Origin of the sequence: Propioniciclava coleopterorum (assembly GCF_011393335.1) — a bacterium.
In the GTDB taxonomy this organism is placed as follows: Bacteria; Actinomycetota; Actinomycetes; order Propionibacteriales; family Propionibacteriaceae; genus Propioniciclava; species Propioniciclava coleopterorum.
This window is the reverse complement of the sequence record NZ_CP049865.1, coordinates 2,418,860-2,432,391: the sequence shown is the minus strand read 5'-3', so window position 1 is coordinate 2,432,391 and position 13,532 is coordinate 2,418,860. Positions and strand designations below refer to the sequence as shown.

The window sequence follows — 13,532 nt, the reverse complement described above, 5'->3', positions numbered from 1 at the left end:
CGGGCGCATTCTGCCCTCAGGAGGTCACCGGCCACGCGGACGCCCCGCGCTGGGCCGGCTCAGCCGGTCGCCGGCCGGCCGTGCCGCCAGTACCCGACGAAGTCGACGTTGCGCTTCGGCACCCCTCGTTCCTGCACCAGGTGGCGGCGCGCTCCCGTCGCCAGCGCGGACTCGCCGATGGCGTGGGCGTGCACGTCACCGTCGGGCAGGGCCGCCGAGGTCAGCGTCCGGAGCGCGAGCTCGCCCGGCCGCTCGTCGGGTCGGCCCGACTCGTCTCGCACCACCCAGACGACCTGCATGTCGGCGGGCGCCGGGAAGTCCTGGCGATCCTCGGCGGCGGGGACCTCGACGACCGCGATCCCCCGTGCGTCCTCGGGGAGCGCGCGGCAGATGCCCGCGATCGCCGGCAGAGCGGTCTCGTCGCCCACCAGCAGCGTCCAGTCGTGGGGGTGATCGGGGGTGAAAGCGGACCCCTGGTCGAGGAACCCGACCCGATCGCCCGGGCGCGCACTGAGCGCGAACCGCGTCCCCGGCCCGATGGGCCCACCGTCATGCCCGTGGATGACGAAGTCGATGTCCACCTCCCCGACCTCGGGCCTGCAGTCCCGCAGCGTGTACGCGCGCACCCAGGGTCGCTTCGCCTTCGGCGTCGCCAGATACTGCAGGTACCAGCCCAGCTCGGTGGTGCTCGTGGGCAGCTTCAGCGCGTCCTGCCCGTCGCGCGTGAAGAACAGTCAGCACCAGTGGTCGGCGCCCCAGGCTTCGAGCCCGTCCAGGCCACCCAGGGTCACCCGGACGAAGTTCGGGCTCACCCGCTCGACGCGAACGACGTGCGCCACCATGAACCGCCGGTCGGGCGGCGTGTTCTTCTTCCGACTCATAAGGTAAGCCTATCCTTACTTCGGACGGTGCATGGTGGCGACCACTGCGGCAGCGCCAACCAAGTCCCGCGCCCCCGACGGGCGCGACGCCGGTCACCGCACCGAGCGCCCGGCACTACCGGAGCGCAGAGAAACCGCTGACGGCATCGAGGTACCGCGCGCAACCGCGTCGAGCTCGTCCAGAGTGACGCCGACCACGCTCTGCTCACAGGGCACGCGGAACCTCATCGACGGAGAGCGCCAAGACAGATATCGGTACGAGGCGACCAGCCTTCGAGCGCCGGCGCGAGGGGACTGCACTGCAGAGGATGAGCGCCAGCGTTGACAGGGAACCGGCCACGCTACGGCCGGTAGTGTGTCGTGAGTATCTGTTGCTCACCGCACCCTCGTGGAACCCAGCCATGTGGTACAGGCGCACCGACGAACGGACAGAGAACGTTGATCACCGAATTCATGCGAGATCAGGCATTTGCAATTACCCTGTTCGGAGTCATGGCGTGCGTGTGGTTCGCTATGGCGCAGGAGGACTCTGCGCCCAAATCTCGACTTCCACAGTGGGTCGGAGCTTCGGTCGGGTTGATCATTGCCGCGACATTTGGAGTCCTCGTCGGCCGCAACTGGAACACGCCAAGCGCCCTGGACGACGGCAACTGGTGGGTCTTTGGAGCCATCTTCATCGTCATGAGCGTCTTCATCGGCGCCGGCGCAATCTTCTTGAAGATCCGACATCGATACAGGTGGTTTGGCTGGTGGATCGCACTGTGTGTCGCTGTGCATTTTGCGCCCCTGGCGTGGGTGTTCAAGGATTGGTCGTACTTGGGACTCGCCGCGGTCCAAGTGACTGGCCTCGCGCTCATGGTTCCGCGCCTGAAGCGAGCCGAGTATGAGACAAGTCGATTGGCTTGCTGCTGGCTCGGCGTCACGTTCTTGATCTATTCACTGGCGTCGGCGATCGTTCTCCTCATTCGGTACGGCTATCCCTATTGAGATCGATCAAGGTCTCTCCGGGTGGATGGGCTCGATCAGTTCAGTCTCATCGGAATCCGCTCCCGAGTAATCTGATCACGAGAAGACGTGTACGCGCTGCGTCAACAAACGCTGGACGTTGAACCGGAACTCGACCACGTTCCGGAACGGAGAACCATCAGCGGCGGCGAGGACTCACTCTCGGCGACACCGGAGAGCGTCCTGGAACGGATCAACCGAACAAGTCCACGCACGCGGTCAGCATTGCGATACCAGGAGGCCACCGTTCCATCGACTGCTCGGAACCGATTACTCGCGCTTGCATGTGCTTCTCCTGGTTTCAGCCGACTCGATGTTCACGCCGCACAAAGTGCAGCTCCGAACTGAGAAGCGCATCTCGAACGCAAACACAGACGTTGAAACGAAAGGCTACAGCATCAACACTGTGGGTCAGAAATCTATTCTGACCTGATCGAGGTCAGACGTTGAATCTAAACTCCACCACGTCACCGTCGGCCATCACGTAGTCCTTGCCCTCCAGGCGCATCTTCCCCGCGGACTTCACCGCGGCCTCCGAGCCCAGCGAGATCAGGTCGTCGAACGAGACGATCTGGGCCTTGATGAAGCCCTTCTGGAAGTCGGTGTGGATGACGCCGGCGGCCTCGGGGGCGGTGGCGCCCTTGCGGATCGTCCAGGCGCGGGCCTCCTTGGGGCCGCCGGTCAGGTAGCTCTGCAGGCCCAGCGTCTCGTAACCGGCGCGGGCCAGCTTGTCCAGGCCGGGCTCCTCGACGCCCATCTCCGCCAGGAAGTCGCGTGCCTCGTCCTCGTCCATCTCGACCAGCTCGGACTCGAACTTGGCGTCCAGGAACACCGCCTCGGCGGGGGCGACCAGCTCGCTCATCCGCTCCTGCAGGGCCTCGTTGGCCAGCTCGTCCTGGTCGCAGTTGAACACGTAGATGAACGGCTTGGCCGTCAGCAGGAACAGGTCCTTCAGCTCGGCGATGTCCATGCCGGAGGCGAACACCGTCCGGCCGGAGTTCAGCACCTCGATCGCGGCCTGCATCGCCTCGAGCTTGGGGCGCGCCTCCTTCTTGATGCGCGCCTCCTTCTCGACCCGGACGATGGACTTCTCCAGCGTCTGCAGGTCGGCCAGGATCAGCTCGGTCGTCACGGTGTCGATGTCGTTGCCGGGGTTCACCGAGCCGTCGACGTGCGTCACGTCGGCGTCCTCGAAGACGCGCGTGACCTGGCAGATGGCGTCCGCCTCGCGGATGTTGGCCAGGAACGCGTTGCCCATGCCCTCGCCCTGGGAGGCGCCCTTCACGATGCCGGCGATGTCGACGAAGCTGACCGTCGCGGGGATGATCTTCTCCGAGCCGTACACCTTCGCCAGCCCCGCCAGGCGCGGGTCGGGGACTCCGACCACCCCCACGTTCGGCTCGATCGTCGCGAACGGGTAGTTCGCGGCGAGCACGTCGTTGCGCGTCAGCGCGTTGAACAGGGTGGACTTGCCCGCGTTGGGGAGCCCGACGATTCCGATGGTGAGTGCCACGATCGTCCATCTTATGGCCCCGGACGCCGCGGGCCGATTCGGGTGGTCCTCCCGGGCAACCGCCCCGGCCGCCCCACCGGCCGACCGGCCCGCGCCGTTGACCGACGGGCACCCGTTCCGCAGACTCGACGCATGGCCGATCACCGCTACACCGTCAGCACCACCTGGACCGGCGACCGGGGCACGGGGACGTCCGGCTACCGCGACTACGACCGCGCGGTCACCCTGGCGGCGTCCGGCAAGCCGGACGTGGCCGCCTCGGCGGACCCGCACTTCCGCGGGGACGCGTCCCGCTGGAACCCCGAGGAACTGCTGCTCGCCGCCCTGTCCGAGTGCCACCTGCTCAGCTACCTGCACGCGGCCGTGACCCGCGGCGTCGTCGTCACCGGCTACGCCGACGAGGCGACCGGGACGCTGACGACCGAGGGCAACGGGGGCCGGTTCGTCGAGGCGGTGCTGCGTCCCCGGGTCACGGTGACCGACGCGAGCATGCTGGACGCCGCCGCGGCGGCCCACGCGGACGCGCACGACTGGTGCTTCATCGCCGCCTCGGTGAACTTCCCGGTCCGCATCGAGCCGACCGCCGTCGTCGGCTGACACGGCCCAGGGGGCGGTCAGGCGCTCTCGCGCGCCACGAGCTCGGGCGTCAGGATGACCGGCCAGGCGGGCCGCTCCCCCGCCAACTGGTCCAGGACGAGCTGGGTCGCGATCCGCGCCAGCTCGCCGGCCGGGTTGGTGATGCTCGTGAGCTGCGGGTGCGTCGACATCCCCAGGGGCGTGTCGTCGAAGCCGACGATCCGCACGTCGCCGGGGACCCGCAGCCCCCGCTCGCGCGCGGCGTTCATCACGCCGACGGCGATGAGGTCGTTGGCCGCGAACACGCCGTCGACCTCGGGATGCTCCTCGAACAGCCGCCGCCCGAGTTCCTGGGCGGGCAGCATGGTGAAGTCGCCCTCGTAGCGGACCGAGTCGTCGAGCCCGGCCGCGCGCAGCGCCTCGCCCCAGCCGGCGAGCCGGTCGATCGCGGCCACCATGTCCTGCGGGCCGGTGACGGTCGCGGGGTGCCGCATCCCGGACGCGAGGAGCCGCTCGGCGGCCAGGCGTCCGCCCGCCACGTTGTCGAGGTCGACGTAGGGCAGGTCGATGCCGTCCTCCAGGGGACGACCGATGAACGCCGTCGGCAGCTGGGAGCGGGCGATCTCGCGCGCCAGGTGGTCGTCGCGGTGGTGCGAGACGACGACGATGCCGTCGACGTGGCCGCCGCGCAGGTAGGCGGCCAGTTGCTCGTTGCCGCGGCTGCGGCTGCGCATCAGCAGCACGACCTGCTGCGGCGTGTCCGCCAGCGCCTCGCCGACGCCGGCGATCGTGCGCCCGATGAACGGGTCGGAGAAGATCCGGTCGTCGTGCTCGGGCACGACCACCGCGATGGTGTCGGTCTGCCGGGTGACGAGGCTGCGGGCGGCGGGGTTCGGCACGTAGCCGAGCCGCTCCACGGCCTCCTGGACGGCCTCGCGGTTGGCGCTGCTGACGAGGTCGCCGCCGCGGATCGCGCGGGACGCCGTCGCCCGCGACACCCCCGCTTCGCGTGCGACATCCTCCAGCGTGGCCCGGGGGCGGCCCGCGTGATCGTGTTCCTTCATCAGGACACGAGCGTGACACGTCCGGTCCGCGCGACTCCGGAATACCACTGCGCGGACGCCTTGGGCGTCCGTTCCAGGGTGTCGAAGTCCACGTGGACGATCCCGAACCGTTTGCCGCAGCCCCAGGCCCATTCGAAGTTGTCCAGCAGCGACCAGACCAGGTAGCCGCGCACGTCGGCGCCCTGCTCGAGCGCGGCGTGCACGGCGGCGAGGTGGTCGCGCAGGTAGGCGATCCGGTCGTGGTCCTGGACGAACCCTCCGGCGTCCGCGACGTCGGGGAACGCGGCCCCGTTCTCGGTGATGACCATGGGGATCCCGGCCGGCCCGGTGTACTCGCGCTGCAGCCGCAGCAGCAGCCGCGTGAGCCCGTCGGGCTGGATCTCCCAGCCCATGTCGGTCACGGGCAGGCCGCGCGACACCCCGCGGACCCGCTCGGACCCGACGTAGGGGCTGCGGCGCAGCAGGCCCCCGGGTCCGGGGTGCGTGAGCGGCTCGTGCACGCGGGGGTCGGGCGCGGCGAAGGCGCCGCCGTTGTAGTAGTTGACGCCCAGCACGTCGATCGGGGCGCTGATGAGCGCCATGTCGCCCTCGCGCGCCACGCGCCCGAGACCGGCCCAGGACATGTCCTCCAGCACGTCGGCCGGGTAGTCGCCCCGGAAGATCGGGTCGAGGAACACCCGGTTGAAAGCACCGTCGATCCGGCGGGCGGCGTCCACGTCGCCGGGATCGTCCGGGTCGGCCGGGTCGGCGACGGTGTGGTTGGTGGTGATGCCCACGGTGAGGTCGCGGCCGTGCCCGCGCAGCACCTGGACGCCCAGGCCGTGGGCGAGCAACAGGTGGTGGGCGGCGTCCACGGCCTCGGACGGCGACGTGTGCCCCGGCGCGTGCTCGCCGGCCGCGTACGACAGGAACGACGAGCACCACGGCTCGTTCAGCGTGGTCCAGACGTCGACGCGGTCGCCGAGGGCGTCCACCATCACCTGCGCGTAGTCGGCGAACCGATGGGCGGTGTCGCGGTTCACCCAGCCGCCGGCCTCCTGCAGCGCCTGGGGCAGGTCCCAGTGGTACAGCGTCAGCCACGGCCGGACGCCGCGGTCGAGCAGTTCGTCCACCAGCCGGGAGTAGAAGTCGACCCCGGCGGGGTTGGCCGGCCCGCCGTCGGGGCACACCCGCGCCCACGACGTCGAGAACCGGTAGGTGTCCAGGCCGAGGTCGGCGATGAGGTCGACGTCCGCGGGCATCCGGTGGTAGTGGTCGCACACCACCTCGCCGCTGTCCCCGCCGATCACCGCCCCGGGGACGCGGCAGAAGGCGTCCCAGATCGAGTCGCGGCGGCCGTCCTCGGCGGCGGCGCCCTCGATCTGGTAGGCCGCGGTGGCCGTCCCGAACGAGAACCCGGCGGGGAACGTCAGCTCGGACGTGGTGAGGTCGGTGGTGGAGGTCATCCCTTCACGGCTCCTTGCATGATGCCGGACACGAGTTGGCGTCCGGCGACGACGAAGACCAGCAGCAGCGGCAGGGTCGCGATGACGACGCCGGCCATGATGAGCGAGTAGTCCTTGAAGTAGGTCGCCTGCAGCAGTTGCAGCGCGACGGGCAGGGTGGGGTTGCTCGACCCCAGGACGACGAACGGCCAGAAGAAGTTGGTCCAGGACCCGACGAACGTGAACAGGGCGAGCATCGCCGCCGCCGGCCGCGCCGCGGGGAGCGCGACGTGCCAGAACGTCCGGATCATCGAGCACCCGTCGACGCGCGCGGCCTCGACGAGTTCGTACGGCAGCGCCTCCTGCAGGTACTGGGTCATCCAGAACACGCCGAACGCGGTGACCATCCCGGGGACGATGACGGCCTGCAACTGCCCGACCCAGCCGAGCTTCGACATCACGATGAACAGGGGCACGATGCCCAGCTGCGTCGGGGCGGCCATGGTGGCGATCACGAACACCAGCAGCGGCCCGCGTCCGCGGAAGTTCAGCTTCGCGAACGAGAACCCGGCCAGCGTCGAGAACAGCACCACCGAGAAGGCGGTGATGACGGCGACCAGGATCGAGTTCACCACGGCGGGCCAGAAGTTGATGTCGGAGGACAGCACCCGGCCGAGGTTCTCCCACAGGTGCGGCTCGGGCAGCAGCGACGGGATCGGGTTGCGCGCGATCGTGGCGACGTCGGAGGACGCCAGCAGGAACGCGAAGTACAGCGGGTACGCCGAGATCAGGAGCACCACGACCAGCAGCGCGTAGGTGATCCACGGCGGCCGGCGCTCGGCGCCGTAGCCGCGCTGGGGGCGGCGTCCGGACGCGGCCTCGCGGCGGCGCTTGGCGGCGCGGGCGGCCGCCTTGCCGGCGGTCTGTTCGACGGCGGCGACGGAGTTCATCGCACGACCTCCTTCCGGGGACGCCGCCGGCGGACGCGCGGGGCGTCCCCGGAGGCGATGCGCCTGGTCAGGGCGAAGTTGACCATGCCGATGGCGACGATGATGAAGAACAGGATCCACGCGACGGCTGCGGCGCGGCCGAAGCTCTTCTGGGCGCCCCAGCCGAGCTCGTAGAGGAACATCGTCATCGTCATCCACTGCCGGTCGGCGCCGCCCAGGCCGAGCGTGTCGTACATGCGCGGCTCATCGAAGATCTGCAGCCCGCCGATGGTCGAGGTGATGATGACGAAGATGATGGTGGGCCGCAGCATCGGCACGGTCACGCTGAAGAACTGCCGGACGCGGCTCGCCCCGTCGACGATGGCGGCCTCGTAGAGGTCGCGCGGCACCGCCTGCATGGCGGCGAGGAAGATCAGGGCGTTGTACCCGGTCCAGCGGAAGTTGACCATGGCGGCGATGGCGACGTGGGAGGCCCAGCGGTCGGAGTGGAAGCCGATCGGGTCGAGCCCCCACCCCGTCAGGAGCGTGTTGATGAGGCCCGACTGGTCGGCGAAGATCTTGGAGAAGATCAGCGAGACCGCCACCGGGGCCACGACGTAGGGCACCAGGACGCCCATCCGCCAGAAGGTCTTGGCGCGCAGGTTGGCGTCCAGGATGGCGGCGATGACGATCGCGGCGATCACCTGCGGCACCGAGCTGAGCAGGAAGATCGAGAACGTGTTGACCAGGGCGCGGGTGAAGCGCTCCTGCTGCACGACGTCGACGTAGTTCTGCAGGCCGACGAAGTCGCCCTGGCCGCCGATGAGGTGCCACTGGTGCATTGAGACGTAGGCGGTGTAGAGCAGCGGGTAGAGCCCCACGATCGCGAAGACGATGAAGAAGGGGGCGATGTAGAGGTAGGGCGACCAGCGGACGTCGATCCGCGAGAGCCGCTGTCGCCAGGTGAGCGTCGCCCCTGGGCGGTGCCGTGGGCAGCCATGATGACCTCCTGCGGTCGGTGACGGACGGGCTGGACATGGCGGGTGCCGGCGCCCCGTGGAACGCCGGCACCCCAGGAGGATCAGCCGAGGCCGAGGTCCTTGTACGCGGCGACCGCCTTGGCCCAGGAGGCCTCGCGATCGTCGGTGGCGTCCACGTCGACGCGGTTGATGGCGTCCGAGGTCAGCGCGCGGATCGAGAAGTAGTTCGGTCCCTTGAACGGCGTCACCGTGATCGCGTTGGCGCGGCTGGTGAGGATCTTGCCGGTCGGCGCGTTGTTGAAGAAGGTGTTCGTCGAGCTGAGCAGGGTGTCGGACTTCATGGCCTCCACCTGGCTCGGGAACGTGCCCTTGGACTTGAAGGCCTTGAGCTGCTGCTCGGGGGCCGTCAGCCAGTTGGCCAGCGCCTTCGCCTCGGCCTGGTGCTTGCCCTGGGCCGGGACGGTCAGGAACGAGCCGCCCCAGTTGCCGCCGCCGCCGGGGAATACGTCGGCGATGTCCCAGCCGGTGACGCCCTTGGCGTTGCCCTCGATGACGCCCAGCATCCAGCCCGGGCACAGCATCGTCGCGAAACCGTCCTTCTGGAAGGCGTTGACCCAGTCGGGGCTCCACTGGGCGAGGTTGGCCGACAGGTTGTCGTCCACCGACGCCTTCATGAGCTTGTCGTAGGTCGCCTTCATCTTGGCGTTGTCGCCCAGCGGGATCGGCTTGCCGTCGGAGGTCTCGAACGGGTTGTCGATCTGGTTGATCATGCCCTGGAAGACGCCGTCGGAGGCGTCGTACCACGGGATGTTCGTCTTGGTGACGAACTGCTTGCCGACCGAGAAGTAGGTGTCCCAGTCGCCGGCGAGCAGCTTGGCCACCTCGGCGCGGTCGGTCGGGAGCCCCGCCTTGGCGAACAGGTCGGAGCGGTAGCAGATGCCCTCCGGTCCGATGTCGGTGCCGTAGCCGATCAGCTTGCCGTCCTTGGTGGTGGCCGAGGCCTCCTTCCAGCCGATCCAGCGGCCCTTGAGCGCGGGATCCTTCAGGTCGACGAACTTGTCGGCGTACTGCATCATCTCGGGCACCCAGTCGACCTCGATCGCCTCGACGTCGGACAGGCCGGAGCCGGCCGCCAGGCGGGTGTTGAGGTTCTCGCGCGCCTCGTCGGCGGTCGCGGCCTTCTTGTGCTCGACGGTGATGTTCGGGTGGAGCTTGGTGTACTCCTTCACGAGGTCCTCGTAGCCGAACTCGTTGAACGTCGCCACGGTGAGCGTGATCTTCTGCTCGCCGCCGCCGGTCGCCGTGGACGCGGCGGTCGGGGTGGTTCCCGCGCCTCCGCCGGCACAGGCGGTCAGGGCGAGCGCCAACGCACTGATCGTTGCGATGGCCGCCTTGCGTTGCTTGCGCACTGTAACTCCTTCGTCAGTGTGCGGCGGGCCCCCCGCCTGGCCTGCTGGGAGCGCTCTCACCCGATGGTTCACGAGAGGTGAGAGCGCTCTCAGTGGTTGGGAAGAGTCCACCTCAGCGCGGGGCGTCCGTCAAGCCGGCCCGGGTAACGGTTTGATAACATGATCGGGAGGATGCGTCCATCCTGATTTCGCCGTTATCGGAGGAATTGCGCCTCAGCGTGAGGCAAGGCTTACCAATCATTCCGTGATTCACAACGGTGTTCATTGTGTCGACGTCGAGGCAAGTTATTCATCGTTGATTAGGAGAAACCTCAACGAAACTTTTAGTCTTGAGGGGCCAAAATCGAAGGAGTTACCCAGATGCCAACCCGCTACCGGCTACCCGACCTCGACGACCTGACCCGGCTGGGCAAGCCCCACGAGCGCGCCCTCACGATCTACGCGCCGACCGACCCCGCCGACCGGCCGGCGAGCCGCCTCGCCCTGAAGAGCGCCGTCGACGACGCGCTGCGCCAGGTGCGGGAGACCGGGGTCCGCCCCGCCGTCGAGGACGCGCTGCGCGCGCAGTGGGACGCCTTCGCCGCGAGCGACGTGTGGTCGGAGCTGGCCGGGTCGATCGCCCTGTTCCTCGCCGAGGACGGGTACGAGGCCTACGTGCTGCCCAACATCCTGCAGCCCCAGGTGCAGGTCGGGACGCGCTACGACATCGGGCAACTCGTGCGCGCCGTCACCACCCCGCAGGAGGCCTACGCGCTCACGCTGTCGGCGGACGGCTGGAACCTGTGGCACGCCACCGCGACCACCCGCGCGGTCGAGCTCGAGATCGAGCGCACCGGCATCGCCGACGTCGCCGAGGCCACCAACCGGGCCACGGTGCGCGACCGGGACCACGTCCGCCGCCTGGTGGGCGACGAGGGGCTGAAGGTGCTGCTCAGCACCTACATCCGCCGGGTCTCCGACGCGGTGACGGCCGAACTGCGCGGCGTCGACCGCGACATCCCGCTGTTCCTGTTCGCCGCGCAGCCGCTGCTCGACCTGTACCGCAACGCCCACGCCTCGGGCCACCCGCTCGTCACCGTGCAGGGCTCCCCCGACGCGCTGGCGGGCCACGAGATCGACGAGGCCATCCGCGTCCGGCTGCCCGGGCACAACGCCGCGCAGGTGGACGCCCTCGCCACCCGGCTGATGGACGGCACCTCGGGCGGCCTGGTGGCGCACGACCTGGCCGACATCGCCCGCGCCACGGCGTCCGGGGCGGTCTCCACGATGGTGTACGACTTCACCGCCGAGATCCGCGGCTCACTGGACACCGCGTCCGGCGCGATCGCCTACGACAAGGACGGCTACGACCTGTCCTCCATGATCGTGGTGCAGGTGCTGGCCCAGGGCGGCGACGTGTTCGCCGTCCGCCCGGGCGAGATCACCGCGCCCGGCTGGAACGGGACGGCCATGGCGGGGCTCCGCTTCCCGCTGGCCTGACCGCTCCCCCGCCCGATCGCCCGGCCGACCCGCGGGTCGGCGGCACCCCGGCCCGGGCGCGGCGACCCGCCGCGTCCGGGGGCGGTCAGGCGAACAGCATCAGGCTGAGGGCGACCACGGCCATGCCGGCCAGCATCCCGTAGACGGTCTGGTGCTTGTCGGTCTGGTAGCGCCAGGCGCCCGGCAGGAGTTCGTCGAGCGCCAGGAAGACCATCATCCCGGCCACCAGCGCGTAGAAGACGCCGAAGAACGCCGGCGGGATCACCCACGTGACCAGGCCGGCGGCGATCAGCCCGCCGACCGGCTCGGTGAGGCCCGAGATCGTCGCCCACCAGAACGCCTTCGAGCGCGACCCGGTCGCGGCGTACACCGGCGCGGCCACCGCGATCCCCTCGGGCACATTGTGGATCGCGATCGCGACCGCCAGCGGGATCCCCACGCCGACGTCGGAGTAGGTCGAGAGGAAGGTCGCCATCCCCTCGGGGAAGTTGTGCAGTCCCAGCACCAACGCGACCAGGAGCCCCGAGCGCAGCAGCCGCTGCGTGTGCGGCACCTCGCCCGCGGCCACCTCGTGCTCGCGGCCCTCGGTCTCGTTCGGGTTGAGCGGCTGGGGCAGGAAGCGGTCGATCGCGAGCACCAGGCCGATGCCCACGAAGAACACCAGGTAGCCGACGCCGGCGGCCGTCTTCGGGCCGAACTGCTCCCCCAGCGACGCGATCCCCAGCGGGAGCAGTTCCACGAGGCTCACCAGCAGCATCGCCCCGGACGCGAACGCCAGGGCGACCGCCAACCAGGCCCGCTCCAGCGTGCGGCGGCCGAGCGCGAGCGCGCCGCCGACGGACGTGGCCAGCCCCGCCAGCAGCGAGACGGCCAGCGCGAGGATCATGCGGCCTCAGCCGTGCGCGGGGACGGGTCGGGCACCGGCCCTCAGGCCCCGGCGTAGTACGCGGTCAGGGCGCCGGCGAGGTAGCCGGGATCGTGCACCCCGGCCAGTTCGCGCGTCGAGTGCATGCTCAGCAGCGGGATCCCGACGTCGCACATCACGATGCCGAAGCGTTCGGCGGTCATCGGTCCGATCGTCGACCCGCACGACACCGCGTTGTTGGACACGAAGTCCTGCGTGGGGACGCCGGCGGCCGCGCACGCCCGGCGCCACAGCGACGCGCTCGCGGCGTCCGTGGTGTAGCGCAGGTTGGCGTTGAACTTCAGCAGCGGCCCGCCGTTGAGCAGCGGCTGGTGGTCCGGATCGTGCAGCTCCGGGTAGTTCGGATGGATCGCGTGCCCGGCGTCCGCGGAGATGCAGGACGAGCGCGCCAGCAGTTCCTCCCACCCCGACCCCCGGACGCCGACCGCGCCGGCCACCCGACGCAGCACCTGCTCCAGGAACGGGCCCGCGGCGCCCGAGCGGGACGCCGACCCGACCTCCTCGTGATCGAAGCAGGCCAGCACCGTCACGTCGGAGCCCTCGGGGGCGTCCAGCAGCGCGCGCAGCCCGGCGTGCACCGAGGAGAGGTTGTCCAGCCGGGAGCTGGCGAAGAACTCCTCCGTCGGCCCGAACACCGCCGGCGCCTCGGTCGGGTAGGCGTACAGGTCGTGGCTGGCGACGTCGGCGACGTCGAGCCCGGCCACGTCGGCGATCAGGTCGAGCAGGTCGAGCTCGGGGTGCCCGACCGCGAAGATCGGCTTCAGGTGGCGCTGCCGGTTCAGCGACAGCGACTCGTTCACCGAGCGGTCCAGGTGCGGGGCGACCTGCGGCACGCGCAGCCAGGCGGGCGTCGCGACCAGCACCTGCTCGCCGTCGCGGGTCACGACCCGGCCCGCCAGCCCCAGCTCGCGGTCGAGCCAGGCGTTGGGCAGCGGCCCGCCGTAGATCTCGACCGCGGCCTGCTGCCACCCGAAGGCGGACGCCGTGGGCTGCGGCTTGAGTTTCAGGCTGGGGCTGTCGGTGTGCGCGCCGACGATCCGGAAGCCCGCGCGCGCCGGGTCGAAGCCCTCCGGCAGCCACCAGGCGATCACCGCGCCGTCGCGGACCGCGTAGTGCCCGCCGGGGTTCGCGTCGAAGGGTTGCGTCTCGTCCTGCACGGCGAAGCCCTCGGCGTCCAGCCGCTGCGCCAGCTCGGCGGCGGCGTGGAAGGAGGAGGGGGACGCGGTGACGAACGAGGCGAGATCGTCGATGTACTCCGAAGCCATGGCCGCCATTGTGCCGCAGTCCGGCAGGCGCGTCGGCCGCGCCCGCGACCTCGCGGACCAAGACGCCGCCCGGGCGCCGCGC

Annotated in this window: 13 protein-coding genes; 3 read left to right on the top strand and 10 right to left on the bottom strand. The window is 69.9% G+C overall.

Annotation, left to right across the window (positions count from 1 at the left end):
- Window positions 1-59 precede the first annotated feature (59 nt).
- Window positions 60-734, bottom strand: coding sequence for a siderophore-interacting protein (locus G7070_RS11565; RefSeq protein ID WP_431977946.1), 675 nt, complete (start codon window positions 732-734; stop codon window positions 60-62).
- Window positions 735-881, bottom strand: a complete 147-nt coding sequence (locus G7070_RS17880) for a hypothetical protein (protein ID WP_206079747.1) — start codon at window positions 879-881, stop codon at window positions 735-737.
- A 438-nt stretch (window positions 882-1,319) separates the two neighbouring features.
- Here G7070_RS17880 and G7070_RS11560 point away from each other — a divergent pair, with 438 nt between their 5' ends.
- On the top strand, window positions 1,320-1,868 hold the full coding sequence (locus G7070_RS11560) for a hypothetical protein (RefSeq protein WP_166233871.1): 549 nt from the start codon (window positions 1,320-1,322) through the stop codon (window positions 1,866-1,868).
- A 457-nt stretch (window positions 1,869-2,325) separates the two neighbouring features.
- Here G7070_RS11560 and ychF read toward each other — a convergent pair whose 3' ends face one another.
- On the bottom strand, window positions 2,326-3,399 hold the full coding sequence (gene ychF, locus G7070_RS11555; protein ID WP_166233870.1) for a redox-regulated ATPase YchF: 1,074 nt from the start codon (window positions 3,397-3,399) through the stop codon (window positions 2,326-2,328).
- 132 nt (window positions 3,400-3,531) lie between these two features.
- Between ychF and G7070_RS11550 the strand changes: the two genes are divergently transcribed.
- Window positions 3,532-3,996 (top strand): OsmC family protein, encoded by a 465-nt coding sequence (locus G7070_RS11550; RefSeq protein WP_166233869.1) that lies wholly within the window; start codon window positions 3,532-3,534, stop codon window positions 3,994-3,996.
- A gap of 17 nt (window positions 3,997-4,013) precedes the next feature.
- Here the strand turns inward: G7070_RS11550 and G7070_RS11545 are convergent, their stop codons facing one another.
- The 5 genes from G7070_RS11545 to G7070_RS11525 all read right to left on the bottom strand — a co-directional run bounded on the left by G7070_RS11545 (window position 4,014) and on the right by G7070_RS11525 (window position 9,781).
- The gene (locus G7070_RS11545; protein WP_166233868.1) at window positions 4,014-5,039 is read right to left on the bottom strand and encodes a LacI family DNA-binding transcriptional regulator; all 1,026 of its coding nucleotides are present in this window, start codon (window positions 5,037-5,039) and stop codon (window positions 4,014-4,016) included.
- The gene (locus G7070_RS11540) at window positions 5,039-6,484 is read right to left on the bottom strand and encodes a glycoside hydrolase family 1 protein (protein ID WP_166233867.1); all 1,446 of its coding nucleotides are present in this window, start codon (window positions 6,482-6,484) and stop codon (window positions 5,039-5,041) included. The genes G7070_RS11545 and G7070_RS11540 overlap by 1 nt, the downstream gene beginning before the upstream one ends.
- Complete coding sequence (locus G7070_RS11535; protein WP_166233866.1) at window positions 6,481-7,413, bottom strand: carbohydrate ABC transporter permease; 933 nt, start codon at window positions 7,411-7,413, stop codon at window positions 6,481-6,483. The genes G7070_RS11540 and G7070_RS11535 overlap by 4 nt, the downstream gene beginning before the upstream one ends.
- Window positions 7,410-8,273 (bottom strand): carbohydrate ABC transporter permease, encoded by an 864-nt coding sequence (locus G7070_RS11530; RefSeq protein ID WP_246227045.1) that lies wholly within the window; start codon window positions 8,271-8,273, stop codon window positions 7,410-7,412. Before G7070_RS11530 ends, G7070_RS11535 begins: the two co-directional genes overlap by 4 nt.
- 200 nt (window positions 8,274-8,473) lie before the next feature.
- Window positions 8,474-9,781 (bottom strand): ABC transporter substrate-binding protein, encoded by a 1,308-nt coding sequence (locus tag G7070_RS11525; protein WP_166233865.1) that lies wholly within the window; start codon window positions 9,779-9,781, stop codon window positions 8,474-8,476.
- A gap of 360 nt (window positions 9,782-10,141) precedes the next feature.
- Between G7070_RS11525 and G7070_RS11520 the strand changes: the two genes are divergently transcribed.
- Complete coding sequence (locus tag G7070_RS11520; protein ID WP_166233864.1) at window positions 10,142-11,260, top strand: baeRF11 domain-containing protein; 1,119 nt, start codon at window positions 10,142-10,144, stop codon at window positions 11,258-11,260.
- 85 nt (window positions 11,261-11,345) lie between these two features.
- On the opposite strand, the gene zupT is transcribed toward G7070_RS11520, so the two are convergent.
- Together zupT and G7070_RS11510 are read right to left on the bottom strand one after the other, a co-directional pair.
- Window positions 11,346-12,146, bottom strand: a complete 801-nt coding sequence (gene zupT, locus G7070_RS11515) for a zinc transporter ZupT (RefSeq protein WP_166233863.1) — start codon at window positions 12,144-12,146, stop codon at window positions 11,346-11,348.
- 41 nt (window positions 12,147-12,187) lie between these two features.
- Entirely contained in the window at window positions 12,188-13,459 is a 1,272-nt protein-coding gene (locus G7070_RS11510) for a M18 family aminopeptidase (RefSeq protein ID WP_166233862.1), read from the bottom strand.
- Between the last annotated feature and the right edge of the window lie 73 nt (window positions 13,460-13,532).

Excerpts from the sequence above, each read along its gene's own strand:
- G7070_RS17880 (WP_206079747.1), bottom strand. The coding sequence starts at position 881 with ATGAGTCGGAAGAAGAACACGCCGCCCGACCGGCGGTTCATGGTGGCG.
- G7070_RS11550 (WP_166233869.1), top strand. The coding sequence starts at position 3,532 with ATGGCCGATCACCGCTACACCGTCAGCACCACCTGGACCGGCGACCGG.
- G7070_RS11545 (WP_166233868.1), bottom strand. The coding sequence starts at position 5,039 with ATGAAGGAACACGATCACGCGGGCCGCCCCCGGGCCACGCTGGAGGAT.
- G7070_RS11540 (WP_166233867.1), bottom strand. The coding sequence starts at position 6,484 with ATGACCTCCACCACCGACCTCACCACGTCCGAGCTGACGTTCCCCGCC.
- G7070_RS11535 (WP_166233866.1), bottom strand. The coding sequence starts at position 7,413 with ATGAACTCCGTCGCCGCCGTCGAACAGACCGCCGGCAAGGCGGCCGCC.
- G7070_RS11520 (WP_166233864.1), top strand. The coding sequence starts at position 10,142 with ATGCCAACCCGCTACCGGCTACCCGACCTCGACGACCTGACCCGGCTG.
- zupT (WP_166233863.1), bottom strand. The coding sequence starts at position 12,146 with ATGATCCTCGCGCTGGCCGTCTCGCTGCTGGCGGGGCTGGCCACGTCC.
- G7070_RS11510 (WP_166233862.1), bottom strand. The coding sequence starts at position 13,459 with ATGGCGGCCATGGCTTCGGAGTACATCGACGATCTCGCCTCGTTCGTC.